The following is a 26,016-nucleotide window of genomic DNA, read 5'->3' on the forward strand; positions in this document are numbered from 1 at the left end:
CTCGACTTCACGCGCGTCCGCAGCGCAGGCCGATAGGTTCGATGAACCTTAGGCAATCCGTTTTTGGGAAAGAAAATTCCGTTATTCCAAGACGTTAATTGGTGGGCCAGGCAGGACTCGAACCTGCAACCAGACCGTTATGAGCGGCCGGCTCTAACCATTGAGCTACTGGCCCGTCAAGGACGTGGCGCCGCCGGCTCGGTGTGCGGCACAAAGACATTCCGCAGCGCCGAGCTTCCATGGCACAGGCGGCGGACGCTGACAATACCGTCCGCCGCTACATGCATGCGATGGCCCGCCGGCTTCATTCGGCGATGCGCAACGCACCGATGTTGCGTGCGATCTCTTCGAAGACGGCGATGATCTCGTCGGGCGTGGCCGCGATATAGGCGAGCCGGTGGCTCGAATCCGTCGGGTCGACGGATGCGCAACTGGTCAAGAGCGAAAGGCCCGCCTTGCTGATGGGCGCATCGGGCGTGGAGAAGGCCACCGTATAGACGATGATGCCCTTCTCCTTGGCATTGGAGCAGGCCTCCAGCGTCTTGCCGTCCATCACCGTGGTGGCCTTGGCAGCAGCGGTCACCCCGCTCGCCAACCGGTTGTTCGTGTAATAGCCGAAGGGCGAGTAGATCGACCTGTTCAGCGTATTGCTCGCCGAGTTCCAAACATTGTCGCCGTCCGTCATCAGGATGATGATCTTGCGGTTGTTCTCCGTGCCATAGGCGCGGCCGTCGGCGAAGGGCGTGTTCGGCGAGATGGTGCGCCAGCCCCACATGAAGCCCTCGAACAGATTGGTATTGCCCGAGGCATTCATGCCATCGATGGCGCTGCGGATCGTCTGCGCGGTGCCGGTGAGGCGCGTCAGCTCGCGCGCGTCACAGCTCGCGTTGGGGCCGCGCGAGTTGCTGCGCTTCGACGAATTTCCACCGATCCTGTATTTGCACACGCGCTGCTGTGCATCGACCTCGGAGCTGGGCGACGACGGCTGACAGGCACTGTTGCTGTCATCGATGTAGCTGTTGGTAAAGCGCCCGCTGTAGATGGTGCTGGTTTGGTCCTTGGTCCCAGGTTCGTCCGGTGCGAACTGCGGCACGAAATAGCTGTTGCCGTCGCTCTGGCTGACCGGCGTGTCCTTGACCCCATGTTCACCGGGTCGTGTTTCGACACATCCAGCCCAATCGACGCCGAGTTCCTTGAAGAGCGCAAAGCGTGTCGCGGGGTTCCAGGCGCCCGACCTCGTGTCGAGCTTGATGTTCTCCCAATGGATCGACGACTTCGCCCCCAGATCCAGCCAGGAGGCCGAGGCCGACGGATTGGTCTTGTTGTAATACTGTGCCCCAACCTTGACCGATAGCGTGAAGGGCACCACCGACATCTTCGTGCGTTCGGCAATGGCCGGGCTGGCGTACATCGTATCGACCAGCTTCTTCGCCGCGTCCTTCGTCGCCGCCATCTTGGTGCGCCCTCCGACATAGGCCCCCATGGAGCCCGAGTTGTCCATGACGAGAGCGATCTCGAAGGTATCGTTGGAAATGACGGTACGGGTATAGGCGCTGATCGGGATGGGGTCCTTGCTGAGCCGCCCGATGTTCATGATGATCGGCGGGTAGGCCGCCGAGGTGTAGAGCTTCATCTCCGTCTGGGCGTTGCTGATCCATATGTCGTCGATACGCGCGGCCGAGCCGCCCATCTTGGCGAGATCCGGTCCCATCATCGCGTCGAAATAGGTCTGCGCAATCGCGAGCAGTTCCGCCTTCGATTTCTGTGAGGCGAGCGGGGCAATGGCCACGATCGTCGCGTCAGTGGCGCGCTGCAGCTTGGTGCGCAAGGTGGCGGCGCGCGAGTAGTCGACCGCGACGCCTATGGAAAAGACAAGCGGCAACAGGGCGAGCGCGAACCAGATGGCGATGTTGCCGCCCTGATCGGCCGAGAACCGGAACAGCAGGTTGGACTTGGACGTCATCCGCGAACCTCGATGGCAACAGGATGACAATGCCACAGAGCCGTAAAGTGCTGGTTTCGCCCGATCCGCGCGTTTCACCGAGCGGCTTAACCGGACGGTAGCGATATTGGCGCCTTTCGGCTCTGCAGGGGATGCGCGGCAGCCGAGCGTCCAGGCCGGTTGACAGGGCGCGAGCCATGCCGGCTTCTCGCGATCTGCATGAGGAAGGACCCACCATGAACGCGCACGGCGCGCCCGCACGGACAACCCGAACGGCGACACTGACCCTGCGCGGGGTCGTCGATGGCGCGCGCGAGATCGCGCCAGTCGCCATCTTCGTCATTCCCTTCGGCATCGCCTTCGGCGCCGCAGCCATCGAGAAGGGGCTATCAGCGCCCCTGTCCGTCCTCATGAGCACTTTCGTCTTCGCCGGCGCCTCACAGTTCGCAGCGCTCGACCTGTGGGCCTCGCCGATGCCCTATCTGATGCTGGCGCTGACGGTCTTCGCGGTGAATGCCCGCCACATCCTGCTCGGCGCGGCACTCGCCCCCTGGCTGCTGCACCTGCCGATGGCCAAGCGCTATGCGGTCCTCAGCGTGCTGAGCGATCCCAACTGGGCGCAGGCCACCCGTGCCCTGCAGCGGGGCGAAACCGACGCGGGGCTCGTTCTCGGCAGCGGGCTGCTCATGTGGATCGCCTGGATCATCGCCACCGCGATCGGCACCGTGCTCGGCTCGAATCTAGGCGATCTCACCCGTTTCGGCTTCGATGTCCTGATGATCGCGTTCTTCGCCGCGGCCGTCGTCGGCCAGTGGCGCGGCCTGCCGGACCTGGTGCCGTGGCTGGTTGCGGCAACCGTTGCCCTCGCCGGCGCTTGGATCCTTCCCTTCGGCTGGCACGTCGTCGCAGGGGCGCTCGCCGGTGGCATCACGGGAGCGCTCAGGCATGGTTGACGAGACGACCGCCCTTCTCGCCATCGCGCTCATGGCCACGGTCACGTTCCTGACCCGGATCGGCGGCGTCGTCATCATGAGCTTCGTGCCGATCACGCCGCGCATCGAGGCCTTCCTACGGCATCTGGCCGTGTCGGTCATCGTGGCGCTGGTGGTGCCTGCCGCCGTCAAGGGCGGACCGACGGCAATGCTGGCGGTGGCGACGGCGGGGCTCGTGATGGTGCTGACGCGCAGCGCCGTCGGCGCCATGCTGGCAGGGGTCGCCTGCGCCGCCCTGCTGAGGGCGCTGCCGATCTGACCTCTCAGGGCCGGTAGACCTCGACCGCGTCACTCAGGCCGTCGAGTTCATATTGGCCAAGCCGGCGTGGATCGGCCCAAAGGCGTTCGACGAAGGCGCGTGTCATCAGCAGGGGCTCGCCGAGCTGGCGGTTGAGCTTGGCGACCCGGCTCGTCACGTTGACGTCCCGCCCCACAACCGTGAAATCGAGCCGGTCGCCTGAGCCGACATTGCCATAGGCTGCCTCGCCATGGTGAAGGGCGATGCCGGCGGCGAGCTGGATGCGCAGTTCGCCCGCCTCATTGGCCGCGGCAAGACGGGCGAGCCCCGACTGGGCGGCATCGAGCGCCGACTGGGCAGCCGCGCCCGTATCGTCCCCCCGGTCGCGGAAGATGGCGAGAAGCCCGTCGCCCATGTATTTCAACACCTCCCCACCCTCGCTCTCGATGGGCGGCACGAGGCAGTCGAAGTAGCCGTTGAGCAGGTCGACCGTCTCCTCCGGCGCCAGGTTCGAGGTCAGGCGCGTATAACCGCGCATGTCGGCGAACAGGATCGCCGAGCGGATGCGCGTCACCTCGCCACGCCGCACATCGCCGGACAGCACACGCTTATGCGGCTCATCGCCGATATAGGTGCGCAGCACGTGGCCAAGTGTGATGTAGCCGGCGGTGATCTCCATCACCGCGCCGATGGCCGGCATAACGGCCTCGATCAGCGCCCGGTGCTCAGGCGAGAAGCCTTCGGGGGACTTGGTGGCGAAGGCGATGCCGTTCGCATCGCCGTTGGCGAAGAACACCGGGAAGCACAGATAGTGCGTGTAGCCGGCCTCCTTCAGCTCCGGCACGATGCCGTAGCAGTCGTCCGCGGTCTTCGGCAGCCACAACTGCAACGGCCGGCGAGTCTGGTGCACGGCATAGAAGGGGCTGCGCCGATAGCCGTCGTGCGATTCAACCCGGTATGGGAACGCCTGAAGGGTGACGCCCGCCCCCTTGATCCAGGTGCGCGAAATGGCGGCGTGCAGCGAGTGCAGGGTCTTGATGGTGAGCGACACGCGGTCGATGGGCAGACCCGCGGCCAGCATGCGCTCGCACATGCCGGCGACGATGGCGACGGAATCGCGCATCTGCCGTGCCTCGCTCAAGAGCCAGTCACGCAGCGCGATGCTCGCCCTCAGACCGTCGGGCGACAATTGGCCGGCGAGCATGTAGGTACTGTCGCACTGCGGGCAGTCGAAGAGAGATTGCCCCTTCGGTCCGACGGCGATCTCCGCCTTCTCCATGGCGATCGGCACGCCCGCGCCGACCGGTGCCGCCACCTTTCCCGGCACGGCATCGACCATGGGGGAATCGGGCGCATCGACATGGGACGCCGCGAGAGGTGGGCGGGAGGTGATCTCTTCCGTGGTCATGGCTTCGTATATTGGGATCGGTGGGCGCTCGCGCCAAGGGGCACGGCATCGAATTCCTCCCTTGCCGCAGTTTGTGCTTGGCAAGCGACGGCTCTGCGGCTAGCAACACGCCGCACCGCACAATAACGCGGCGCCGTAAGCGTCCGACGTCAGGCAACGCATCACATGAGCCGCCGCAGGCGGGGTGATGCGTTCGCAGACCCCTGATCGCCTCCGGTGGCAACCGGATTCAGACCATGACCGAAACCACGCAACCGCGGCGCGTCAGGCTGCCCGCCCGTTACGCCGGAATCGTGATGCCTTTCGTTCTCTCGATCATCATGACCTTTATCGTCTCGGGCATCTCGACCCTGATGAACGTCGGGCTGCGACCGGAATTCCTTTCACTCTGGCCCGCCGCCTGGGGCCTGTCCTGGCTCGTCGCGTTCCCGACGCTGCTCCTCGTGACGCCGGTCGCACGCCGCATCGTGGGGCTTCTCGTCCATCCGCCGTCAGCCCCCTGACGCGGAAATGCCCGGCCCGCCTCCTCCGCGGAAGAAGCGCCGGACATTCCGCCGTCGCAGGTCAAAAGAAAAGGGCGGCCTTTCGGCCGCCCTTCTTCCCCGTCCGGGACGATCAGTTGTCGAGGAAGCTGCGCAGCTTGCGCGAGCGGCTCGGGTGCTTGAGCTTGCGCAGCGCCTTGGCCTCGATCTGGCGGATACGCTCGCGCGTCACCGAGAACTGCTGGCCGACCTCCTCGAGGGTGTGATCGGTGTTCATGCCGATGCCGAAGCGCATCCGGAGCACGCGCTCCTCGCGCGGCGTGAGCGAAGCGAGCACGCGCGTCGTGGTCTCGCGCAGGTTGGACTGGATCGCCGCATCGATGGGCAGGACGGCGTTCTTGTCCTCGATGAAGTCGCCGAGGTGGCTGTCCTCCTCGTCGCCGATGGGCGTCTCGAGCGACACCGGCTCCTTGGCGATCTTCAGCACCTTGCGCACCTTCTCGAGCGGCATGGCGAGCTTCTCGGCCAGTTCCTCCGGCGTCGGCTCGCGGCCGATCTCGTGCAGCATCTGCCGGCTGGTGCGGACGATCTTGTTGATGGTCTCGATCATGTGCACCGGGATCCGGATGGTGCGCGCCTGGTCCGCGATGGAGCGCGTGATGGCCTGGCGGATCCACCAGGTGGCGTAGGTCGAGAACTTGTAGCCGCGCCGGTACTCGAACTTGTCGACCGCCTTCATGAGGCCGATGTTGCCCTCCTGGATGAGGTCCAGGAACTGCAGGCCGCGGTTCGTGTACTTCTTGGCGATGGAGATGACGAGCCTGAGGTTCGCCTCGATCATCTCCTTCTTCGCCTGGCGCGCCTCGCGCTCGCCCTTCTGCACCATGGCGACAATCTTGCGGAACTCGAGGATCTCGAGCCCCGTCTCAGAGGCGAGCGTCTGGATCTCCTGGCGCAGGTCCTTGATACGGTCCTTCTCGTTGGCGACGAAGTCGCGCCAGCCGCGCGTGCCGAGCTTGGAGACGCGCAGCACCCACTTGGGGTCGAGCTCGGCGCCCTGGTGCTGGCGCAGGAAGTCCTCGCGCGCCACGCCATAGCTTTCGGCAAGGCGCATCAGCCGGCCCTCGAGGCCGATCAGCCGCTTGTTGATGTCGTAGAGCTGCTCGACCAGCGCATCGATGCGGTTCTGGTTGAGCGACAGCGACTTCACGTCGACGATGATGTCGTCCTTGAGCTTCTTGTACTTGCGCTCCTGGGAAGGCGACAGCTTCAGGTTCTGCAGACGATTCTCGATGTCCTGGTCCTGCAGGCGGCGCAGCTTCTTGTAGTTCTCGGCGATGTTGTCGAAGATCTCGAGGACGCGGGGCTTCAGTTCCGCCTCCATGGCCGACAGGGAGACGTTGTTCTCCATGTCGTCCTCGTCCATCTCGCCTTCCGCCTCGGCGATGGCGCTCTCGTCCTCGCCGGCCGCTTCGTCGCTGTCCTCGCCGTCCTCGGCGACGCGCGGGGCGCCCTTGCCTTCGGGATCGGCATAGGTCGCCTCGAGGTCGATGATGTCGCGCAGGAGGACGCGGCCTTCGACGAGTTCGTCGCGCCAGATGATGATGGCCTGGAAGGTGAGCGGGCTCTCGCACAGGCCGGCGATCATGGCCTCGCGGCCGGCCTCGATGCGCTTGGCGATGGCGATCTCGCCTTCGCGCGAGAGAAGCTCGACGGAGCCCATCTCGCGCAGATACATGCGCACGGGATCGTCGGTTCGCTCGGCGGGCTCGCTCTTCGTCTCGACCTTGGCCGGCAGGGCCGAGCGCGTCGCGTCGACGAGGTCGCCACCGTCGACCTCCTCTTCCTCGTTCTCGCCGCCCTCGGCGTTGGCGTCGTCCGCCTCTTCCGACTCGATGACGTTGATACCCATCTCGTTGAGCTGGGCGAGCACGTCCTCGATCTGCTCGGAGGAGAACTCCTCCGAGGGCAGGACCTCGTTCAACTCGTCATAGGTGACGTAGCCGCGCTTCTTGGCGAGCTTGATCATCCGCTTGACAGCGGCGTCGGTCAGGTCGAGCAGCGGGCTGTCGGTTTGCGTTTCCGCCGTTTCCTGCGTCTCGTCCCGTTCCGTCGTTTTCGTCGCCATATCTGACTGCTCCACTCGCCCCGGTCCATCGCGCCCGGCAGGCTCTCCAGCTGCAACAGACGAAAAGGCAGCGCCGGCACGGGCCGGGCCACCCGATCACTCATCTGCCGATCAAGCCAAAGATCGTTTGCCTAACCGTTAACCATCTCCCGGCTTCACCTGTCGACCACAACTTTCGTGGCCGGTGCATCTTGCCTGCGGCCCGCATCATGAGGTACGTCCCGGTACGAGGTTTCCCGCCTGCGTCCGGACCGCCTCGACCTCCGCCTCGGCACCGTCGAGCGATGTTATCTGCGCCTGCAGGTCGCACAACAGCACGAGGTTGGCCTCGCTGTCGTCCTGCGCCAATGCGCGCTCGGCCGCCTTCAACTCGCTATGTAGCGAGCGGCGGCGCCTTTGCAAGATGATGGCCTGACGCAGGGCATTCTCCACATCCGACAAATCGGCGCCAGATTCAAGTACCCACGCGTCACCGGGCCGCACCGCACGGCGGAACTGCTCGACAACGGGACCGAGCCCTGCCCGCTCCAACCGTCCGACGATGGCCGCGCCGTCGCTCGTTCCCTCGGCCGCCGCATCGACGAGCGCCGCCCTGAAGCGCGCCGCCTGGGCATCCGAAAAGTCGAGCGTCGCAATGGCCTCGCAGTGCTCCTCGAGCAGGCGCGGATGCACGAGGAGCGTCATGAGGATCAAGGCCTCACGCGGCGAAACCGCGGGTGCGCTGGCGGCGAACAGCGGATGCCGGGCGAGCAATGGGCTCGCCTTCGGCACGGACGCGACGGCGCCGCGCTGGCCCGCACCGCCGCGCCAGTGGCCGGGCGCGCGGCCGTAGCCGCGCTGCCCCCCGCCGTCACGGCCGCGCCAGGAACCGCCGCGACCGCCTGCTGCTGCCGGCATCGCGCCGGCGGGCGCCATCTCGCCGAGCCGCGCCATCAAATCTGCGCGATAATGCCGGCGCAACACTTCGTCCCGAACCCGGCCAAGCACCTCGCCGATGCGCCGCTCCAGCGCCGCCCGCCGCTCGGGCGTATCGAGCGGCCCGGCCTCCAGTTCGCGCGCCCACAGCATGTCGGACAAGGGCCGCGCCTGCGCCAGCACCGCCTCCATCGCCGCCGGCCCGCGGCTGCGCACGAGGTCGTCCGGATCCTGTCCCTCCGGCAAGAGGGCGAAGCGCAGCGACTTGCCCGGTTGCAGGGCCGGCAGCGCCACGTCGATGGCGCGGAAGGCGGCGCGCTGGCCGGCCTTGTCGCCGTCGAAGCACAGGATCGGCTCATCGGCCATGCGCCACAGGAGGGTGAGTTGCTCCTCCGTCAGCGCCGTGCCGAGCGGTGCGACGGCGTGGTGAATGCCTGCGGCGCTCAGCGCGATGACGTCGACATAGCCCTCGACGGCGATGACCGCGCCCCTGTCGTGCGCCGCCTTGCGGGCCTGATGGTGGTTGTAGAGGAGCCGCCCCTTGTGGAAGAGCGGGGTTTCGGGCGAATTGAGGTATTTCGCCGGCACATCGGCGCTCATCGCCCGCCCGCCGAAGGCGATCACCCGCCCGCGCACGTCCGCGATGGGAAACATCACCCGGTCGCGGAAGCGGTCGTAGGGGACGGCGACGTCCTCGCCCGTCACCAGCAGCCCCGCTTCGACCATCATCTCCGACGGCACGCCATTGGCCGCGAGATGGTCGCGCAGCGCGAAGCGGTCGGCCGGCGCATAGCCGATGCGGAAGCGCCGCTGGATGTCGGGCCCGAGGCCGCGGCCGGCGAGATAGTCCCGCGCCTTCGCCCCCTCGCGCGCGGCGAGCGCCGCCTCGAAGAAAGACGCGGCGAGCTCGAGCACGTCGTGCAGGCTCTTGCGCTTCTCCTCCTCGGCGGCCGCCTCGCGCGAGACCTTCGGCAGCGTCACGCCCGCCTCGGCCGCGAGCCGCTCCACCGCCTCGGGGAAGGAGAGCCCGTCGACCTCCATGAGAAAGGTGAAGATGTCGCCGTGCTTGCCGGAGGAGAAGCAGTGATAGAAGCCCTTCTGGTCGTTGACGTAGAAGGAAGGCGTCTTCTCGGCGTTGAAGGGCGACAGGCCCTTCCACTCGCGCCCCGCCTTGATCAGGCGCACGCGCTTGCCCACCACCGCCGTCACCGGCAGCCGCGCCCTGATCTCCTCGAGGATGGAAGGCGGAAAACGCATCGTCCTGCCTTTGCTCTAACGCATCCTAGCCGAAAGCGCACCGCGTGCGTGTCACCCCGGCGCAAAGCAGTTGGCGGACGAGCTTATCAACGCAATCCACAGGCTTCTCCGAATCCGGGCCCGGGTTCAACCGGCTCGCCAGAGTATCACGCAGCGGCGCCCGCCCGGGCGGGGATCGTTTGACATGCCCCGTCAACCACTCGACAATTGGTCATGGCCGAGGGATCGGACAACATCATCCTGCGCTACCTGAAGCGCATCGACGAGAAGGTCGATGCGCTACGCGAGGACAATCGCGAGATCAAGCAGCGCCCCGGCCTTCTCGAGCAACGATACGGGCTGCTCGAGCAGCAATACGCCTCGTTGTCATCCCGCATCGACCGTATCGAGGCCCGCCTCGACCGTATCGAGAAGAGGCTCGATCTCGTCGAGGTCTGACGGCTCACCCCGCGAGCTTGGCCTTCACCATCGCGCTCGCCTTGGCGAAATCCATGCGCCCGGCATATTTCGCCTTCAGGGCGCCGATGACCTTGCCCATGTCCTTGATGCCGGCGGCCCCGGTCTCGGCGATGGCGGCGTCGATCGCCGCGCCGACCTCGGCCTCGTCCATCTGCTGGGGCAGGAAGGAGGTGATGACGGCGATCTCGCCCCGCTCCTGCTCGGCGAGTTCCGGCCGGCCGCCCTTCTCGTAGATCTCGGCCGATTCCTGGCGCTGCTTGATCATCTTCTGCAGCATGGCGAGGATCTCTTCCTCGCTCGCCTCGCCGCGGCCGGCGCCGCGGGCCTCGATGTCCTTGTCCTTGAGGGCGGCCTGGATGAGCCGCACGGTCGCGAGCCGCGGCTTGTCGCCCGCCCGCATGGCTTCCTTCATGGCTTCGGTGAAGCGTGCGCGCATGACGATCCTCTCGTTGTTATGGCTTCCATCACGACAAGTACATTGACGCCGGCGCCCGCGCTTCTTAGGTTCCGCCGCCAGTGGCGCGGACGGCCGCAAGCGGCCGGCCCGGTTTTTCATGGCCGGACGTGATGGCGTCGGCCGAGGGCTTAAACTGATCATGGCGATGCTGCAAGACGACGCAATGGCGGGCGGTTGGCAAGAGCCGCGCGCAACCGCTGTCCTCGTCCTGGCGGACGGCACCGTGCTCGAGGGCTTCGGCCTCGGCGCAACAGGCGAATCGACCGGCGAGGTCTGCTTCAACACGGCGATGACGGGCTACGAGGAAATCCTCACGGACCCCTCCTACGCCGGGCAGATCATCACCTTCACCTTTCCCCACATCGGCAATGTCGGCGTCAACGACGAGGACATCGAGACGGTCAACATGGCCGCCTCGGCCGAGGTGCGCGGCATCATCGTCCACGCCAACGTGACGGAGCCCTCGAACTGGCGCGCAACGCGCCACCTCGACGCCTGGCTCAAGGCCCGCGGCATCGTCGGCCTGTCCGGCATCGACACCCGCGCGCTCACCGCTCTCATCCGCGAGAAGGGCATGCCCAATGCCGTCATCGCGCATGATCCTGCCGGAGATTTCGACATCGAGCGCCTGAAGAAGCGTGCAGCCGAGGTACCATCGATGGACGGGCTTGACCTCGTGCCCCTCGTCGGCACCACGCAGCGCTACGAATGGGACGAAACGACGTGGGTGCTCGGCCAAGGCTATGGCCGACGCGAAGGCGAGGCCAGGCACCATGTCGTCGCGGTGGATTACGGTGTCAAGCGCAACATCCTGCGCCTGCTCGCGGCCCGCGGCTGCAAGGTCACCATCGTGCCGGCGACTGCGACCGCCGAGGACGTTCTCGCCCTCTCACCTGATGGCGTCTTCCTCTCCAACGGCCCGGGCGACCCCGCCGCGACCGGCGAGTACGCCGTGCCGCTAATCCGCACGCTGCTTGACAGGAAGGTGCCGACCTTCGGCATCTGCCTCGGCCACCAGATGCTCGGCCTCGCCGTGGGGGCGAAGACGGCCAAGATGCACCAGGGCCACCACGGCGCAAACCATCCGGTCAAGGACCACACGACCGGCAAGGTCGAGATCGTGTCCATGAACCACGGCTTCGCCATCGACCGCGACAGCCTGCCGGAGAATGTCGAGGAGACGCATGTCTCGCTCTTCGACGGCTCCAATTGCGGCATCGCGCTGAAGGACCGCCCCGCCTTCTCCGTCCAGCACCACCCGGAAGCCTCGCCCGGCCCGCAGGACAGCCATTATCTCTTCGACCGCTTCGTGGAGATGATGGACAGGCACAAGCCCGCCACCGAGCGGGCCTGAGGGAACCGGCGCCGGCGGTGCCGAACGGGCTCTTGCCGGACCGGCTGCGATCCGCGAGCCTTGTCGGCGCCACCGCTGCGCCGGCCATATGAGCGCGCGGCTCGGGCGCGTTCGCGCGCAGGGCGCACAACCCTTTCCACGTCGACGATTCTCGTCTAAGAGGGCCGGAACGTGGACGGAGCAAGCTCCCCGCCACGCACTCACGGGGACGCGCTCCGGCTCTCAGAAGGCCGATGGCGCGGCCTTTTTTTATGTGCCCGGCCGATCCCGTGCCGGGCGCCCCAGGTCACGACGAAGACGCGAGCGACACGCATGCCCAAACGCACCGACATCGCCTCGATCCTCATCATCGGCGCCGGGCCGATCGTCATCGGACAGGCGTGCGAGTTCGACTATTCGGGCACCCAGGCCTGCAAGGCGCTGAAGGCGGAAGGCTACCGTATCATCCTCGTCAATTCGAATCCGGCGACGATCATGACCGATCCCGATCTCGCCGACGCGACCTATGTCGAGCCGATCACGCCCGAAATCGTGGCGAAGATCATCGAGAAGGAGCGCCCTGACGCCCTGCTGCCGACCATGGGCGGCCAGACGGCGCTCAACTGCGCCCTGTCGCTCAAGAAGATGGGCGTGCTCGAGAAGTTCGGCGTCGAGATGATCGGCGCCACGGCCGAGGCGATCGACAAGGCTGAGGACCGCGAGCTCTTCCGCGAGGCGATGACCAAGATCGGCCTCGACACGCCGAAGTCGCACCACATCGACAATCTCGCCGACGCCTTGAAGGCCCTCGACGACATCGGCCTGCCGGCCATCATCCGCCCCTCCTTCACGCTCGGCGGCACTGGCGGCGGCATCGCCTACAACAAGGAAGAGTTCATCGACATCGTCGAGCGCGGCATCGACGCCTCCCCGACCAACGAGGTGCTGATCGAGGAGAGCGTGCTCGGCTGGAAGGAGTACGAGATGGAGGTCGTCCGCGACAAGGCGGACAACTGCATCATCGTCTGCTCCATCGAGAACATCGACCCGATGGGCGTGCATACGGGCGATTCCATCACCGTGGCACCGGCGCTGACGCTGACAGACAAGGAATACCAGATCATGCGCGACGCCTCGCTCGCCGTGCTGCGCGAGATCGGCGTCGAGACCGGCGGCTCCAACGTCCAGTTCGCCGTCAATCCGGCGAACGGGCGCATGATCGTGATCGAGATGAACCCGCGCGTCTCGCGCTCGTCGGCCCTGGCGTCAAAGGCGACCGGCTTCCCCATCGCCAAGGTCGCGGCCAAGCTCGCGGTCGGCTACACGCTCGACGAGATCGCCAACGACATCACCGGCGGGGCGACGCCCGCCTCCTTCGAGCCGACGATCGACTACGTCGTCACCAAGATCCCGCGCTTCGCCTTCGAGAAGTTTCCCGGCGCCGCGCCGGTGCTGACGACGGCCATGAAGTCGGTCGGCGAGGCGATGGCCATCGGCCGCACCTTCCAGGAAAGCCTGCAGAAGGCCCTGCGCTCGCTGGAGACGGGCCTCACCGGCCTCGACGAGATCGAGATCCCCGGCCTCGGCCAGGGCGACGACAAGAATGCCATCAAGGCCGCCCTCGGCACGCCGACGCCGGAGCGCCTCCTCAACGTCGCCCAGGCCTTGCGGCTCGGCGTCGATGCCGACCAGATCCACGAGACCTGCAAGATCGACCCCTGGTTCATCGCGCAGATGCAAGGCATCGTCGAGACGGAGGCCAAGGTCCGCAAATACGGCCTGCCGGCGACGCCCGGCGCCTTCAGGCAGCTGAAGGCCATGGGCTTCTCGGATGCGCGCCTCGCCGTCCTCGCCGGCAAGAGCGAGGAGGAAGTCAAGGCCCTGCGCCGCTCGCTCGGCGTGCGCCCGGTCTTCAAGCGCATCGACACCTGCGCAGCCGAATTCGCATCCCCGACCGCCTACATGTACTCGACCTATGCGGCCCCCTTCGCCGGCACCCTTGCAGACGAGGCGCGGCCTTCGGACGCGAAGAAGGTCGTCATCCTCGGCGGCGGGCCAAACCGCATCGGCCAGGGCATCGAGTTCGACTACTGCTGCTGCCATGCCTGCTTCGCTCTCGACGAGGCGGGCTACGAGACCATCATGGTCAACTGCAACCCGGAGACGGTCTCGACCGACTACGACACCTCAGACCGGCTCTATTTCGAGCCGCTGACGGCGGAGGACGTCATCGAGATCATCGACACCGAGCGGCAGAATGGCACACTGCACGGCGTCATCGTGCAGTTCGGCGGGCAGACGCCCCTGAAGCTGGCCCGCGCGCTGGAGGAGCACAAGGTGCCGATCCTCGGCACCTCGCCCGATGCCATCGACCTTGCCGAGGACCGTGACCGCTTCAAGCGCCTGCTCGACCGGCTCGGCCTCAAGCAGCCGAAGAATGGCATCGCCTATTCCGTCGAGCAGGCCCGGCTCGTCGCCGCCGAGGTCGGCCTGCCGCTCGTCGTGCGCCCGTCCTACGTCCTCGGCGGCCGTGCGATGGCCATCATCCGCGACGAGGACACCTTCGGCGACTACCTGCTCGGCACGCTGCCGGCCTTGGTGCCGCACGACATCAAGGCGCGCTATCCCAACGACAAGACCGGCCAGATCAACACCCTGCTGGGCAAGAACCCTCTGCTCTTCGACCGCTACCTGTCGGACGCCATCGAGGTGGACGTCGACTGCCTCGCCGACGGCAAGGACGTCTTCATCGCCGGCATCATGGAGCACATCGAGGAAGCCGGCATCCACTCCGGCGACTCGGCCTGCTCGCTGCCGCCCCGCTCGCTCTCGCCCGAGACGCTGGAGGAACTGGAGCGCCAGACGAAGGCCCTCGCCCTCGCCTTGGACGTCGGCGGCCTCATGAACGTGCAGTACGCCATCAAGAACGGCGACATCTACGTGCTCGAAGTCAATCCGCGCGCCTCGCGCACGGTGCCCTTCGTCGCCAAGGTCATCGGCGAGCCCATCGCCAAGATCGCTGCCCGCATCATGGCCGGCGAGAAGCTGGCCGCTTTCGGCCTGAAACCCAAGGAGCTGGCACATATCGGCGTGAAGGAGGCCGTATTCCCATTCGCCCGCTTCCCCGGCGTCGATGTGCTGCTCGGCCCGGAGATGCGCTCGACCGGCGAGGTCATGGGCCTCGACACCTCCTTCGGGGTTGCCTTCGCCAAGAGCCAGCTCGGCGGCGGCACCAAGGTGCCGAAGGACGGCACAGTCTTCGTCTCCGTCCGCGACGCCGACAAGGACCGGATCCTGCCGGTGGTCAAGACGCTCGCCGAGCTCGGCTTTGCCGTGGTGGCGACGAGCGGCACCCAGCGCTTCCTCGCCGAGAAGGGCGTTGCAGCCGAGCGGATCAACAAGGTCCTGGAAGGCCGGCCGAATGTCGTCGATGCCATCAAGAACGGCTCGATCCACCTCGTCTTCAACACGACGGAAGGCGCTCAGGCCCTGCACGACTCGCGCGAGCTGCGCCGCGCGGCCCTCTTGCATAAGGTGCCCTATTACACCACTCTTGCCGGTGCGGCCGCCGCCGCCGAAGGTATCAGGGCCTATCTCGCCGGCGACCTCGAGGTGCGAGCGTTGCAGGAGTACTGGCCGGCCGGCTCGAAGAGCGCCTAGGCGAGACGCAGGCCGCAACACGTCGAGTTTCATCACGCGTCACGGGGTACGATTGCGGCCCCGGACGGCGTCTTTGTTGTGAGAGAACGTACGCGATGGAAAAGATCCCGATGACCGCCTCAGGCTATGCGGCCCTCGAAGCGGAGCTCAAGCGCCGCCAGCAGGAGGAGCGTCCGCGCATCATCCAGGCGATCGCCGAGGCGCGTGCGCTCGGCGACCTCTCGGAGAACGCGGAATATCACGCCGCCAAGGAAGCGCAGAGCCTCAACGAGGGCCGCATCCAGGAGCTCGAGAGCCTCCTGTCGCGCGCCGACGTCATCGACCTCAGCAAGCTCAACGGCAAGACAGTGAAGTTCGGCGCCACCGTGACCCTCGTCGACGAGGACACGGAGGAGGAGAAGGTCTACCAGATCGTCGGCGAGCCCGAGGCAGACGTCCATTCCGGCCGCGTCTCGATCACCTCCCCCGTGGCCCGCGCCCTCATCGGCAAATCCATCGGCGACAGCGTCGAGGTGGTGACCCCAGGCGGCGGCAAGTCGTACGAGATCATCAACGTCCGCTTCGGCTGATCCGCATTCGGAGGCCTTCCATGGCAACGGTGTCGCGTCGTCACCTGCTCGGCATGGCCGCGCTCGCCGGAACGCTGGCGCTCGGCGCCTGCGTTGCGCCGGCAACGACGCCGCTGCCAGCGGGCGAGGCCGGAGCGCTGCGCCTCTCGGCCATCTCGGTCGACATCTCGGCGCTGGTCGCCCAGGGCCAGGGCCCCTTCGCGACGCTCGTCGGCGACAGCCTGTCGGATGCGCTCACGAACGCCTTCGCCGACCGGCTCGCGCCGCGCGACCGCACGGCACCGCGCCTCGTCGTGCGCCTGAAGAGCCTCACCTTGTCGGCCTGGTCAGGAGGCTCCTCGATCCGCATCGACGGCAGGGATTTCGCCGAGGGCGGCTCCGACAGCGACTATCTCGACGGCGAGGCGCTCATCGTCGGCCGCCGCGGCGAGATCGAGGCGCGCTACCCGATCCTCTTCGCCCTGCCGTCGAGCTATTCCGGCCCGTGGTATCTCGCCGACAACGAACAGCGCCGCGCCGCCACCATAGCCCAGCTCTACGCCGACTGGGTCAAGCGCAAGATCGTCGGACGGTAGGCCCGGGCGCCTCTCTGGCACACCGCGACATCGCGCCGGTCGAGCCGATCCAAATAGCGCCCGCAGCGCTCGTTCGATCCTCACCGTCGTCATGCCCGCGCTTGTCGCGGGCATCCACGCCTTAGAAAATTCCTGCAAAGTCAGAAGGCGTGGATGGCCGGGACAAGCCCGGCCAAGACGGCGGGGGATGCCGGGCCAGCGATCCCGACGCCGACTGATCGATAACCCGACCCTCCAGCCCGCCGATCCGCCCCTACCCCACCCTCGATCCGTCCGCCATGGGCACGATCGGCTCGTCCTTGACGAGGTCGAGCGTCAGCGCCGTGCGCACGTTGCGCACGTTCGGCATTGCTGTCAGTTCCAGCACGAAGGACTGGAAGGAGCGCAGGTCTGGCGCCACGCATTTGAGGAGGAAGTCCGTCTCGCCCGACAGGGTCCAGCATTCGCGCACCAGCGGCATCTGGCGGATGCGCGCGGCGAAGGCCTCGAGGTCCGCCTCGGCCTGGCTCGCGAGATTGACCATGGCAAAGCAGGTGACATCATAGCCCAGGCGCCGCTGGTCGAGGATCGCCCGGTAGCCCCGGATGATGCCTGCTTCCTCGAGCGCCCGCACGCGGCGCAGGCAGGGAGGCGCGGAAAGTCCGGCGCGGCGCGCCAGTTCCACATTGGTGATACGGCCGTCTGCCTGGAGCTCCTTCAGGATCTTCCAGTCCGTCGCGTCGAGTTCCACGCGCAAGCGCGATTATCCTTCTCGCAGGTGCCGGACGATTGCGTCATGCGACGTGGCACGGGCACGGTGATCGCCTGATTTAGTATGATTCGGGCGCCAAATTCGCAAGAGAGTCTCACGATGTTGCACGCCGATAGCGCCTGGATTCTCACCGACGGCAAGGCGGGCGACGAAACCCAGTGCCTCGGCCTCGCGGCCGCGCTCGGCATCGAGCCGCAGTTGCGTCGCATCGCCCCCCGGCCGCCCTGGTCGTGGCTGATGCCTTGGGGGCCCATCGATCCGCGCGAGGCGTCCGGGCAGCCCGCGAGCCCCATCGCACCGCCCTTTCCCGACCTTGTCATCGCCTCCGGCCGCCGCGCCGTGCCTTATCTGCGCCACGTCAAGCACGCTTCCGGCGGACGCACCTTCACCGTCTTCCTGAAGGATCCCCGCACCGGAACCTCCGCCGCCGATTTCATCTGGGTCGGCGAGCACGACCGCCTGCGCGGCGAGAACGTCATGGCAACGCTGACGCCGCCGCATCGCATCTCGGCTGCGCGGATCGCCGCCGCCAGGGCTGCGCCGCCGGCCATCCTCGCTGCCCTTCCCCTGCCCCGCGCAGCCGTCCTCGTTGGGGGCGACAGCCGGCACCACACCTTCACGCCTGCCGACATCGCCGGCTTCGTCACAAATCTCAAGTCACTGCGGGCGAGTGGCGTCTCGCTGATGATCACGGCCTCGCGGCGCACGCCGCCGGCGCTGCGCACCGCGCTCGCTGATCTCGCCGAGGAGGAGAATGTCTATCTGTGGGACGGCCGTGGCGACAATCCCTATGTCGCCATGCTCGCCCTCGCGGACGCCGTGGTCGTCACGGCCGATTCGACCAACATGGCCGGCGAAGCGGCGGTCACGGGCCGGCCGGTGCTCGTCTTCGAGCCGAGCGGCGGCCATCCGCGCCTCAAAGCGTTGCTGGAAGGTCTCAGGGGCGCAGGAATTGTGCACGCCTTTCGGGGGAGACTTGAAGGAAGCGCATACCAGCCCTTAGATTCAACGCCGAGCATTGCAGAGGCTGTCGCCCGGGCCTACGAGGCCCATCGTAGGCGCTTCCTCTCTTCACCCCGCGACGCTCCTGTCGCAGACGCCTGAAAGGGCGAACAGTCGATCGGTCCGCCATGACGCACACGCATGCTAAGGTCCTCATCCTGGGCTCCGGCCCGGCCGGCTATACCGCTGCCATCTATGCCGCCCGCGCCATGCTGGAGCCGGTGCTCGTCACCGGGCTGCAGCAGGGCGGCCAGCTCACCATCACGACCGACGTCGAGAACTATCCCGGCTTTGCCGATGTCATTCAGGGGCCCTGGCTGATGGAGCAGATGCGCCTGCAGGCCGAACATGTCGGCACGCGCATCGTGAGCGACTATATTTGCGCCGTAGACCTGTCGCAGCGGCCTTTCCGTCTCACCGGCGACGGCGGGGACACCTACAGCTGCGATGCGCTGATCATCGCCACCGGTGCGCAGGCCAAGTGGCTCGGCCTGCCGTCGGAGGAGGCCTTCCAGGGTTTCGGCGTGTCGGCCTGTGCCACCTGCGACGGCTTCTTCTTCCGTGGCAAGGAGGTCGTCGTCGTCGGCGGCGGCAACACGGCCGTGGAGGAGGCGCTTTACCTTGCCAACATCGCCGCCAAGGTCACGCTGGTACACCGCCGCGACGAGTTGCGCGCCGAGCGCATCCTGCAGGATCGCCTGTTCCAGCATCCGAAGATCGAAGTGGTTTGGGACACAGCGCTCGAGGAGATCTGCGGCGAGGGTACGCCTCCCTCGGTAACGCACGTGCGCCTCAGGAATCTCAAGACCGGCGCTGTCAGCCAGCGCCGCACGGACGGCGTCTTCATCGCCATCGGCCACAAGCCGGCGAGCGAGCTCTTCATCGGGCAACTCGACATGAGCCCGAGCGGCTACATCCGGACCGAGCCGGGCACGACGCGTACGAACGTCGAGGGTGTCTTCGCCGCTGGCGATGTCACCGACGATGTCTATCGGCAGGCGGTCACGGCCGCCGGCCTCGGCTGCATGGCCGCACTCGATGCCGAGCGCTGGCTCGCTGCCCGCGAGGCCACCCTCGAGGCGGCCGAATAACCAACGAGGAAACGCGACGGCGGCCCCCCGGGTGCTGCCGGCACAACAGGCGGAAGGCCAGCGGGGGCGGCCGTGGATTGGGACAAGATCAGGATTTTCTACACTGTCGCGGAGGCAGGCAGCTTCACGCGTGCCGGCGATGATCTCGGGCTCAGCCAGTCGGCCGTCAGCCGGCAGGTGAGCGCGCTCGAGCGCGAGTTGAAGGCCCCGCTCTTCCACCGCCATGCCCGGGGCCTCATCCTGACCGAGCAGGGCGAGCTGCTCTTCCGCGCCGCGCGCGACATGACCATGCGGCTCGACGCGACGCGCGCGCGCCTCGCCGAGTCGCGTGAGCGCCCGTCGGGCACCCTGCGCGTGACGACGACGCTCGGCCTCGGCACCAACTGGCTGACGCCGCGCATCGGCGAGTTCTTGGATCACTACCCGGACGTGCGGGTGGAGCTCATCCTGTCGGACGAGGAACTCGATCTTTCGATGCGCCAGGCCGACGTCGCCATCCGCCTGCGCCAGCCCGTGCAAGGCGACCTCATCCAGCGCCGCCTGTTCACGGTGCACTTCCACGTCTATGCATCCACCGAATATCTCAAGCGCTTCGGCCAGCCTGAGAAGCTGGTGGACCTCGACAACCACCGCATCCTGTCCTTCGGCGGCTCGATGCCGCATTACCTTCTGGCCGTGCACTGGCTGGCGACAGCGGGCCGTGATCCGAAGGATCCGCGCCCCTACCATCTCGTTGTCAACAATATCACGGCGCTGAAGAAGGCTGTCGAGCGGGGCGCCGGCATCGCAGTACTACCCGATTACATCGTCGAACCTGGCCTCGGGCTCGTGCAGATTCTGACCGATGTCGAAATGCCTTCGCTGGAGAGCTATCTCGTCTATCCGGAAGAGATGAAGAACGTTGCGCGGGTGCAGGTCTTCCGCGATTTCCTGATCGGCAAGGCGCAGCGCTGGACCTACTGAACCGCTGAATCGGTGCGGGATATATTCAGGCTTTTGAAGCGGAATTATGACATATGACCTGCATAAACATGCGGCATCTGCATAGCTGACATGCCCCATGTTGCATTGCAAAAAGGCAGGAAAAGGCCGATATCAATTGTGGCTGAAGGCGATGGGCTCCGCACCTCCTCCCGGCGTAGAGCCCATTTCGGCCGTTCCCCTCTGGAAGTGTTCCGACCTTGGTCGGACATGACTTAGGCCGGGTTCCCTCAGGAACCCGGCCTTTTTTCTTGGCATTTGCCGCAAGCGACTCGTGCGCCGTGCCCCTGGACGATGCCGACGCTGGATGCATGGCTGACATGTCCCTGCCTGCGTTGCGGAAGCGCTGCCGAAGGACCATATCACTCATGGCTGAAGGCGATGGGCTCCGCACCTCCTCCCGGCGTAGAGCCCATTTCGGCCGTTCCCCTCTGGAAGTGTTCCGGCTTCGGTCGGACATGACTTCAGGCCGGGTTCCCTCAGGAACCCGGCCTTTTTCTTGTGCACCTCAAATCTTGCACAATCTTTGACGGCAAAGGGCGCAAGCGCATTGCATCTCCTGCGCGGGGACGCTCGCAATGCTGCAGGAGCGGATCCCGGTCCACCTAGAGGAAGAGTTTTTCGCCCACGAGGCCGCTATAGAGCCCGGCCACGAACGCGCCATAGCCGTTGTAGATCTGCGTGGGGAACATCTCGCCCGTACCGATCATCTCCTCTGCGGCCTGGCTCCAGCGCGGATGCGGCACCGCGGGATTCACATTCGCCCAGAAGCCGTATTCGGAGGGCTGCAGCGCCTCCCAGAAGCTCGTCGGCCGCGTCTCGGAGAAGGAAATGCGGTTGATCGATTTGATGGACTTGAAGCCGTATTTCCACGGCACGGCGAGGCGCAGCGGCGCGCCCATCACTTTCGGCAGTGGCTTGCCGTAGGCGCCAGTGACGAGGAAGGCGAGTTCGTTCGTCGCCTCGGCGATGGTCAGGCCCTCGGTATAGGGCCACGGATACCACGTTTGGCGCTGCCCGGGGGCGATCTTCGGGTCGTGGAAGGTCTGCATGACGACGTATTTCGCCGAACCGAGCGGGCGCGCGCGCTTCACGAAGGCGCTGAAGGCAAAACCCGTCCACGGCACAGCCATGGCCCAGGCCTCCACGCAGCGGTGCCGATAGAGCCGCTCCTCCAGCGGCATGGTCTTGAGGAGTTCGTCCAGGCCGATCTCGAAAGGCCGCTCGACGAGCCCGTCGACCTTGATGGTCCATGGATCGCTCACGAGCGCCTCGGCCCCGGCGGCGACGCGCTTGTGGGAGCCGAACTCGTAGAAATTATTGTAAGCGGTGTTGATCTCCTCCGGAGTCACGCTTCGGTCGAGCACGAAACGCTCGTTGCGCGGCGCGGGATAGAGCCCGGCGGCCGCCTCTTGGGCCCGAGCCGTGCGACCGGCGCCCAGCATGACAAGGCCCGCAGCGCCGGCCAGGAAGGATCGGCGGTCGAAGAAGATGGCTTCCGATGTGGCCACCGATTCCGGCAGGCGCCAGCCGGGTTGTGTCCTGATCAGCATGGATGCGCTCCCGAGGCGGATCCGCCCGTCGTGAAAAGGGGTAGAGCCGTGCGCGGCCGGCGACAATTCACGCCTTCGGGAGCGCGCGCCGGATCAGGGGTGTCCGCCGGCCTGCGCCTCGTCCCTGAGGGCCCGGCGCAACACCTTGCCAACATTTGTCTTCGGCAGGCTGTCGCGGAAAACGATGCGGCGCGGCACCTTGTAGGAGGTGAGGTTCTCGCGCGCGAAGGCACGCAATTCCTCCTCCGTCAGGCTCTCGTCCCGCTTGACGATATAGGCGAGCACCGCCTCGCCCGAGTGCTCGTCCGGCTGCCCGACAACTGCCGCCTCCAGTACCTTCGGATGGCGGACGAGGACATCCTCGACCTCGTTGGGATAGACGTTGAAGCCGGAGACCAGCACCATGTCCTTCATGCGGTCGACAATGCGGAAGGACCCCTCCTCCGCCTCGACGGCGAGGTCTCCGGTGCGGAAATAGCCGTCGGCGGTCATCACCTTCGCCGTCTCGTCGGGGCGCTGCCAGTATCCTGCCATCACCTGCGGGCCGCGCACGCACAATTCCCCGACTTCGCCGAAGGGAACATCAGTATTGTCGAGGCTGCGGATGGCGACATCCGTCGACGGCAGCGGAAAGCCGATGGTACCGGTGAACTCCTCGATATCGAGCCGGTTCGCTGAGACGACCGGCGACGTCTCGGACAGGCCGTAGCCCTCGATGATTGGCTTGCCGCTGATGTCCTTCCAGCGCTTGGCCACCGCTGCCTGGGTCGCCATGCCGCCCGCGATGCACAATTGCACGGGCGAGAAGTCGACCTCCCCGATACCGGAATGATGGGCAAGCGCGTTGTAGAGCGTGTTGACGCCGCTGATCATGGTGAAGGGCCGCGATTTCAGCGTCTTCACGAAGCCGGCGATGTCGCGCGGATTGGCGATGAGCAAGCCGCAGGCCCCGATGCGCATCATCATCATGCAGCACACGGTGAGGGAGAAGATGTGATAGAGCGGCAGCGCCGTCACCATGATGTGGCGGCTTCCGTCGGTCTTCACCCAGCCCTCGAGCCAGGCCTTCATCTGCGCGACATTGGCCGTGATGTTGCCGTGGGTGAGCACGGCGCCCTTGGCGACTCCGGTCGTCCCGCCCGTGTATTGCAGGAAGGCCACGTCCTGCGGCGTCAGGGCAACCGGATCGGGCGCCCGCCGCCGCCCCTCGGCAAGGACCGCCGCGAAACGGACGGCGCCCGGAATGCTGAAGGGCTTCACTGCCTTCTTCACGTGCCGGGAGACGAGATTGACGATGGCGCCCTTGAGGCCCATCAGGTCTCCCGGCGTGGCGATGACGACCTGATCGAGCTTCATCTGCGGCAGCGCCTCGGCCACCGTGTGGGCGAAGTTCTCGAGCACCACGAGCACGCGGGCCCCCGCGTCGTTCACCTGGTGCGCCAGTTCGCGCGGCGTATAGAGCGGGTTGACGTTGACGACCGTGCAGCCGGCGATGAGCACGCCGAACATCGCCGCCGGATAGGCGAGGACGTTCGGCATCATCAGGGCCACGCGATCGCTCTTGTTGATGCCGCGGGCCTGCAGCCACGATGCCATTGCCTCGGCGGCGGCGCGCAGTCCGGCGTAGGTGAGTTCCTTGCCGAAGCTCTCGAACGCCGGCCGGCCGGCGAAGTCGCGCGTCGCGTCGTAGAAGAGGTCGGCGAGCGTGCCGAGATGGCTGATGTCGATTTCCGCGGCGACTGTCGGCGGATAGGACCGCAGCCATGGCCGCCTCGCCATCAGTTGCTCGTTGGTCCCGTGTCGCGTCTCGATCGCCTCCACCATGACGTTCTCCCGCTCATGTTCCCGGCCGGTTGCACCGGCTCTTCGCGCATTGTCTTTCAGGCGGGAAAAACTGTCGATAGAGGCGGGATTCGGCGTCGAAATGCCCCCATGAAAGCGCCTGCAGCCGCCCACCGGCCGCATCGACGCGACCACGCAGCGCAGGAAACTGCGCAAAAGCGGGGAGAATCATCCCTCGCCCTTTTCGCGCGGGCGAAGAGGGCGAGGGATGATCGAACCTGCGCCTCCTCAGCCGCCGGTTGCCGCTGCGCGGGCCATGACGACCTGATCGGCCGCTTTGCCGCTGAGTTCCGCCAGATGGTCGAACCGCGCCGAGAAGCTGCCGACACCAGCAGTGGCCGAACGCAACTCGACGATGAGGTCATCCATCTCGGCCTCCGGGATCATGGCGTTCACCAGGTCCCAGCCGAGCCAGCCCGGTCGCCCGTCATAGCCGAGGATCTGCCCCCGCCGTGCCGAGATGATCGCCGTCGCCTTGGACATTGCCTCCGTGGGCACGGCGATCTCCACGGCCAGCATCGGCTCGAGCAGCACCGGCTTGGCATTCGGCAGCATCTCGGCCATGGCGAGTCTTGCCGCAGCGCGGAAGGCCATGTCGGAGGAATCGACCGTATGGTACGAACCGTCGGTGAGCGTCACCTTCATGTCGACGACGGGAAAGCCGAGCGGTCCCTTCTCCGCCGCCTCGCGCACGCCGATCTCCACTGAGGGAATGTACTGCTTGGGCACGACGCCACCGGTGATCGTGTCGGTGAAGACGATGCCTTCGCCGCGCGGCAGCGGCTCGACATGGAGCACGACGTCCCCGAACTGGCCGTGACCACCCGACTGTTTCTTGTGGCGCCCACGGGCTTGGGCCGCGTGGCGGATGGTCTCGCGATAGGCGATCTGCGGCTTGCGCACGTCGACCGTAACGCCGAAGCGCGACGCGAGCCGCGCGATGGCGACGCGCAGGTGCATCTCGCCCTGGCCGCACAGACGCATCTCGCCGAGGTCGGGCCGCTGCTCGAGCACGAGCGAGGGATCCTCCTCGACGATCTTTCCGAGCGCCGTCGTCAGCCGCACGTCGTCCTTGCGGTCGCGCACGAGGAGCGCCAGCGAGAAGACGGGATCGGGCGGAGCGACGGAGACGATTGCCGTCGGGCGTTCCTTGCCGACTGCGAAGGCATCGGAGGTCGCGACATTGTCAAGCCGGGCGAAGGCGACCGTCTCGCCTTCCTCCGCCGTGGTCCGGCGGCTCTGCCCCTGGCCCTTCAGGTCGACAATGCCGGCAACGCGCGCCTCCCCCCCGCGCGACGATACGACCGTGTCGCCCTCGGAGATAGGGCCGCGCAGCACGCGCGCCAGCGTCAGCTTGCCGCCCTGGCCGTTGTGGCTCGTCTTCATCGCGAAGGCGAGCGGCGGCCCTTCCTCGGGCACGCCGAGGCGAGCCCGCGTCGCGGCGAGGCGCGGCGCTTCGTGGCGCAGCGCCTTGAGCAGGCGCGTGACCCCGTTGCCGCGCTCGGCCGAACCGAAGAGCACCGGCACGACATGCATGTCGCGCAGTTCGCGCGAGAGATCGTCGAACACCCTGTCGCGCGGCGGCTCGATCTCCTCGACGAGATCCTCCATGAGTTCGTCGTCGTAGTCGGCGAGCCGCTCGAGCATCGAGAAGCGCGCCTCCTTCTCGCGACCGACCTCGGTGACGGGAAGGTCGATCACCTCGCTCGCGGCATATTCGCGATAGACGAAGGCTCGCTCCAGGGCGAGGTCGATAAAGCCGATGGCTATGCCATCCTTCCATATGGGAATCTGGCGCAGCAGGAGCGGCGTGCGCGAGGCTCTCTGCAGGCTGGCGAGCGTCTCGCGCACGCGCCGGCTCGCCGCATCGATCTTGTTGAGAAAGAGGAAGCGCGGCACATCCGCCTCCTCGAGCTCGCGCATGACGAGTTCGAGTGCCGGCACCTTGCGGTCGTCCGCCTCGCAGACGACGACGGCCGCATCACAGGCCGGCAGGACAGTGCGCATGTCGTGCAGGAACTCGATCGAACCGGGGCAATCGACGAAGGTGAAGCGCTCGCCGAGGAAATCGCCGCTCGCGACGTTCGGCTCGATGCTCATGCCCTGCGCCCGCGCTTCGGGCGAGGCATCGCCGATCGTGTTCCGGTCCGCCACCTTCCCCTGCCGGTCGATCGCCCCCATGCGGGCGAGACAGGCCTCCATCAGGCTGGTCTTGCCACTCTGGTAGGGGCCGACGATGGCGATGCACCGGGGCCCCGCTCGTTCTCTACCGCTGGCATCCATGGCCGCCTCTCCCTCGCATGACGGCCACGAGGGCCGTCATGTGATCGTCACGCCGTCGGGCGTGCGAATCAAGGGTGGCGGTGAGGTGGCACCCGCAG

At 66.5% G+C, this 26,016-nt stretch carries 20 protein-coding genes and 1 tRNA gene; 11 read left to right on the forward strand and 10 right to left on the reverse strand.

Annotation, left to right across the window (positions count from 1 at the left end):
* Positions 1 to 99: 99 nt before the first annotated feature.
* Both BOQ54_RS13030 and BOQ54_RS13035 read right to left on the reverse strand, forming a co-directional pair.
* A tRNA-Ile gene (locus BOQ54_RS13030) sits at positions 100 to 175 on the reverse strand.
* Between the two features lie 129 nt (positions 176 to 304).
* Complete coding sequence (locus BOQ54_RS13035) at positions 305 to 2,224, reverse strand: TadE/TadG family type IV pilus assembly protein (RefSeq protein WP_145979773.1); 1,920 nt, start codon at positions 2,222 to 2,224, stop codon at positions 305 to 307.
* Here BOQ54_RS13035 and BOQ54_RS13040 point away from each other — a divergent pair.
* Together BOQ54_RS13040 and BOQ54_RS13045 are read left to right on the forward strand one after the other, a co-directional pair.
* A complete protein-coding gene (locus BOQ54_RS13040) occupies positions 2,179 to 2,895 on the forward strand; it encodes an AzlC family ABC transporter permease (RefSeq protein ID WP_071924046.1) in 717 nt (238 codons plus the stop codon). The two genes, BOQ54_RS13035 and BOQ54_RS13040, sit on opposite strands and share 46 nt — an antisense overlap.
* Positions 2,888 to 3,193, forward strand: a complete 306-nt coding sequence (locus tag BOQ54_RS13045) for an AzlD family protein (RefSeq protein WP_055457510.1) — start codon at positions 2,888 to 2,890, stop codon at positions 3,191 to 3,193. Before BOQ54_RS13040 ends, BOQ54_RS13045 begins: the two co-directional genes overlap by 8 nt.
* Positions 3,194 to 3,197: 4 nt before the next feature.
* Here BOQ54_RS13045 and BOQ54_RS13050 read toward each other — a convergent pair whose 3' ends face one another.
* Positions 3,198 to 4,580 (reverse strand): adenylate/guanylate cyclase domain-containing protein, encoded by a 1,383-nt coding sequence (locus BOQ54_RS13050; protein ID WP_063189904.1) that lies wholly within the window; start codon positions 4,578 to 4,580, stop codon positions 3,198 to 3,200.
* Between the two features lie 236 nt (positions 4,581 to 4,816).
* Here BOQ54_RS13050 and BOQ54_RS13055 point away from each other — a divergent pair, with 236 nt between their 5' ends.
* Complete coding sequence (locus tag BOQ54_RS13055; protein WP_055457512.1) at positions 4,817 to 5,083, forward strand: DUF2798 domain-containing protein; 267 nt, start codon at positions 4,817 to 4,819, stop codon at positions 5,081 to 5,083.
* 112 nt (positions 5,084 to 5,195) lie between these two features.
* Here BOQ54_RS13055 and rpoD read toward each other — a convergent pair whose 3' ends face one another.
* Positions 5,196 to 7,190 (reverse strand): RNA polymerase sigma factor RpoD, encoded by a 1,995-nt coding sequence (gene rpoD / locus BOQ54_RS13060; RefSeq protein WP_055457513.1) that lies wholly within the window; start codon positions 7,188 to 7,190, stop codon positions 5,196 to 5,198.
* 207 nt (positions 7,191 to 7,397) lie between these two features.
* Positions 7,398 to 9,362 (reverse strand): DNA primase, encoded by a 1,965-nt coding sequence (gene dnaG / locus BOQ54_RS13065; RefSeq protein WP_071924047.1) that lies wholly within the window; start codon positions 9,360 to 9,362, stop codon positions 7,398 to 7,400.
* Positions 9,363 to 9,575: 213 nt separating this feature from the next.
* On the opposite strand from dnaG, the gene BOQ54_RS13070 reads away from it, so the two are divergent.
* Positions 9,576 to 9,800 carry a hypothetical protein gene (locus BOQ54_RS13070; RefSeq protein ID WP_063189911.1) on the forward strand — a complete coding sequence of 75 codons (225 nt, stop codon included), beginning with the start codon at positions 9,576 to 9,578 and terminating at the stop codon, positions 9,798 to 9,800.
* Positions 9,801 to 9,804: 4 nt separating this feature from the next.
* Here the strand turns inward: BOQ54_RS13070 and BOQ54_RS13075 are convergent, their stop codons facing one another.
* Positions 9,805 to 10,257 (reverse strand): GatB/YqeY domain-containing protein, encoded by a 453-nt coding sequence (locus tag BOQ54_RS13075; RefSeq protein ID WP_055457516.1) that lies wholly within the window; start codon positions 10,255 to 10,257, stop codon positions 9,805 to 9,807.
* Between the two features lie 166 nt (positions 10,258 to 10,423).
* Between BOQ54_RS13075 and carA the strand changes: the two genes are divergently transcribed.
* The 4 genes from carA to BOQ54_RS13095 all read left to right on the forward strand — a co-directional run bounded on the left by carA (position 10,424) and on the right by BOQ54_RS13095 (position 16,415).
* Complete coding sequence (gene carA / locus BOQ54_RS13080; protein ID WP_071924503.1) at positions 10,424 to 11,632, forward strand: glutamine-hydrolyzing carbamoyl-phosphate synthase small subunit; 1,209 nt, start codon at positions 10,424 to 10,426, stop codon at positions 11,630 to 11,632.
* Positions 11,633 to 11,944: 312 nt separating this feature from the next.
* A complete protein-coding gene (gene carB, locus BOQ54_RS13085) occupies positions 11,945 to 15,271 on the forward strand; it encodes a carbamoyl-phosphate synthase large subunit (protein WP_055457517.1) in 3,327 nt (1,108 codons plus the stop codon).
* Positions 15,272 to 15,366: 95 nt separating this feature from the next.
* Complete coding sequence (gene greA / locus BOQ54_RS13090; protein WP_055457518.1) at positions 15,367 to 15,840, forward strand: transcription elongation factor GreA; 474 nt, start codon at positions 15,367 to 15,369, stop codon at positions 15,838 to 15,840.
* Between the two features lie 20 nt (positions 15,841 to 15,860).
* A complete protein-coding gene (locus BOQ54_RS13095) occupies positions 15,861 to 16,415 on the forward strand; it encodes a hypothetical protein (protein WP_055457519.1) in 555 nt (184 codons plus the stop codon).
* 253 nt (positions 16,416 to 16,668) lie between these two features.
* On the opposite strand, the gene BOQ54_RS13100 is transcribed toward BOQ54_RS13095, so the two are convergent.
* Positions 16,669 to 17,151, reverse strand: coding sequence for an Lrp/AsnC family transcriptional regulator (locus BOQ54_RS13100; RefSeq protein WP_055457520.1), 483 nt, complete (start codon positions 17,149 to 17,151; stop codon positions 16,669 to 16,671).
* A gap of 114 nt (positions 17,152 to 17,265) precedes the next feature.
* Here BOQ54_RS13100 and BOQ54_RS13105 point away from each other — a divergent pair, with 114 nt between their 5' ends.
* The 3 genes from BOQ54_RS13105 (at position 17,266) to BOQ54_RS13115 (ending at position 20,222) form a co-directional block, all read left to right on the forward strand.
* On the forward strand, positions 17,266 to 18,270 hold the full coding sequence (locus BOQ54_RS13105) for a mitochondrial fission ELM1 family protein (RefSeq protein WP_071924048.1): 1,005 nt from the start codon (positions 17,266 to 17,268) through the stop codon (positions 18,268 to 18,270).
* A gap of 26 nt (positions 18,271 to 18,296) precedes the next feature.
* Positions 18,297 to 19,259, forward strand: coding sequence for a thioredoxin-disulfide reductase (gene trxB / locus BOQ54_RS13110; protein WP_055457522.1), 963 nt, complete (start codon positions 18,297 to 18,299; stop codon positions 19,257 to 19,259).
* Between the two features lie 72 nt (positions 19,260 to 19,331).
* Positions 19,332 to 20,222, forward strand: coding sequence for a LysR family transcriptional regulator (locus tag BOQ54_RS13115; protein ID WP_055457523.1), 891 nt, complete (start codon positions 19,332 to 19,334; stop codon positions 20,220 to 20,222).
* Between the two features lie 623 nt (positions 20,223 to 20,845).
* Here BOQ54_RS13115 and msrP read toward each other — a convergent pair.
* The 3 genes from msrP to BOQ54_RS13130 form a co-directional block, all read right to left on the reverse strand.
* Positions 20,846 to 21,793: a protein-methionine-sulfoxide reductase catalytic subunit MsrP gene (gene msrP, locus BOQ54_RS13120; RefSeq protein WP_055457524.1), complete on the reverse strand. Its 948-nt coding sequence runs from the start codon at positions 21,791 to 21,793 to the stop codon at positions 20,846 to 20,848.
* A gap of 93 nt (positions 21,794 to 21,886) precedes the next feature.
* Positions 21,887 to 23,617: an AMP-binding protein gene (locus BOQ54_RS13125; protein WP_071924049.1), complete on the reverse strand. Its 1,731-nt coding sequence runs from the start codon at positions 23,615 to 23,617 to the stop codon at positions 21,887 to 21,889.
* Positions 23,618 to 23,863: 246 nt separating this feature from the next.
* Entirely contained in the window at positions 23,864 to 25,918 is a 2,055-nt protein-coding gene (locus tag BOQ54_RS13130) for an elongation factor G (protein ID WP_055457525.1), read from the reverse strand.
* Positions 25,919 to 26,016 lie beyond the last annotated feature (98 nt).

This window comes from Chelatococcus daeguensis, from assembly GCF_001887265.1.
GTDB classification, from domain to species: domain Bacteria; phylum Pseudomonadota; class Alphaproteobacteria; order Rhizobiales; family Beijerinckiaceae; genus Chelatococcus_A; species Chelatococcus_A sambhunathii.

Coding starts and splice junctions, on each gene's coding strand:
- BOQ54_RS13040 (WP_071924046.1), top strand. CDS start 2,179: ATGAACGCGCACGGCGCGCCCGCACGGACAACCCGAACGGCGACACTG.
- BOQ54_RS13045 (WP_055457510.1), top strand. CDS start 2,888: ATGGTTGACGAGACGACCGCCCTTCTCGCCATCGCGCTCATGGCCACG.
- BOQ54_RS13050 (WP_063189904.1), bottom strand. CDS start 4,580: ATGACCACGGAAGAGATCACCTCCCGCCCACCTCTCGCGGCGTCCCAT.
- BOQ54_RS13055 (WP_055457512.1), top strand. CDS start 4,817: ATGACCGAAACCACGCAACCGCGGCGCGTCAGGCTGCCCGCCCGTTAC.
- rpoD (WP_055457513.1), bottom strand. CDS start 7,190: ATGGCGACGAAAACGACGGAACGGGACGAGACGCAGGAAACGGCGGAA.
- dnaG (WP_071924047.1), bottom strand. CDS start 9,362: ATGCGTTTTCCGCCTTCCATCCTCGAGGAGATCAGGGCGCGGCTGCCG.
- BOQ54_RS13070 (WP_063189911.1), top strand. CDS start 9,576: ATGGCCGAGGGATCGGACAACATCATCCTGCGCTACCTGAAGCGCATC.
- BOQ54_RS13075 (WP_055457516.1), bottom strand. CDS start 10,257: ATGCGCGCACGCTTCACCGAAGCCATGAAGGAAGCCATGCGGGCGGGC.
- carA (WP_071924503.1), top strand. CDS start 10,424: ATGCTGCAAGACGACGCAATGGCGGGCGGTTGGCAAGAGCCGCGCGCA.
- carB (WP_055457517.1), top strand. CDS start 11,945: ATGCCCAAACGCACCGACATCGCCTCGATCCTCATCATCGGCGCCGGG.
- greA (WP_055457518.1), top strand. CDS start 15,367: ATGGAAAAGATCCCGATGACCGCCTCAGGCTATGCGGCCCTCGAAGCG.
- BOQ54_RS13095 (WP_055457519.1), top strand. CDS start 15,861: ATGGCAACGGTGTCGCGTCGTCACCTGCTCGGCATGGCCGCGCTCGCC.
- BOQ54_RS13105 (WP_071924048.1), top strand. CDS start 17,266: ATGTTGCACGCCGATAGCGCCTGGATTCTCACCGACGGCAAGGCGGGC.
- trxB (WP_055457522.1), top strand. CDS start 18,297: ATGACGCACACGCATGCTAAGGTCCTCATCCTGGGCTCCGGCCCGGCC.
- msrP (WP_055457524.1), bottom strand. CDS start 21,793: ATGCTGATCAGGACACAACCCGGCTGGCGCCTGCCGGAATCGGTGGCC.
- BOQ54_RS13125 (WP_071924049.1), bottom strand. CDS start 23,617: ATGGTGGAGGCGATCGAGACGCGACACGGGACCAACGAGCAACTGATG.
- BOQ54_RS13130 (WP_055457525.1), bottom strand. CDS start 25,918: ATGGATGCCAGCGGTAGAGAACGAGCGGGGCCCCGGTGCATCGCCATC.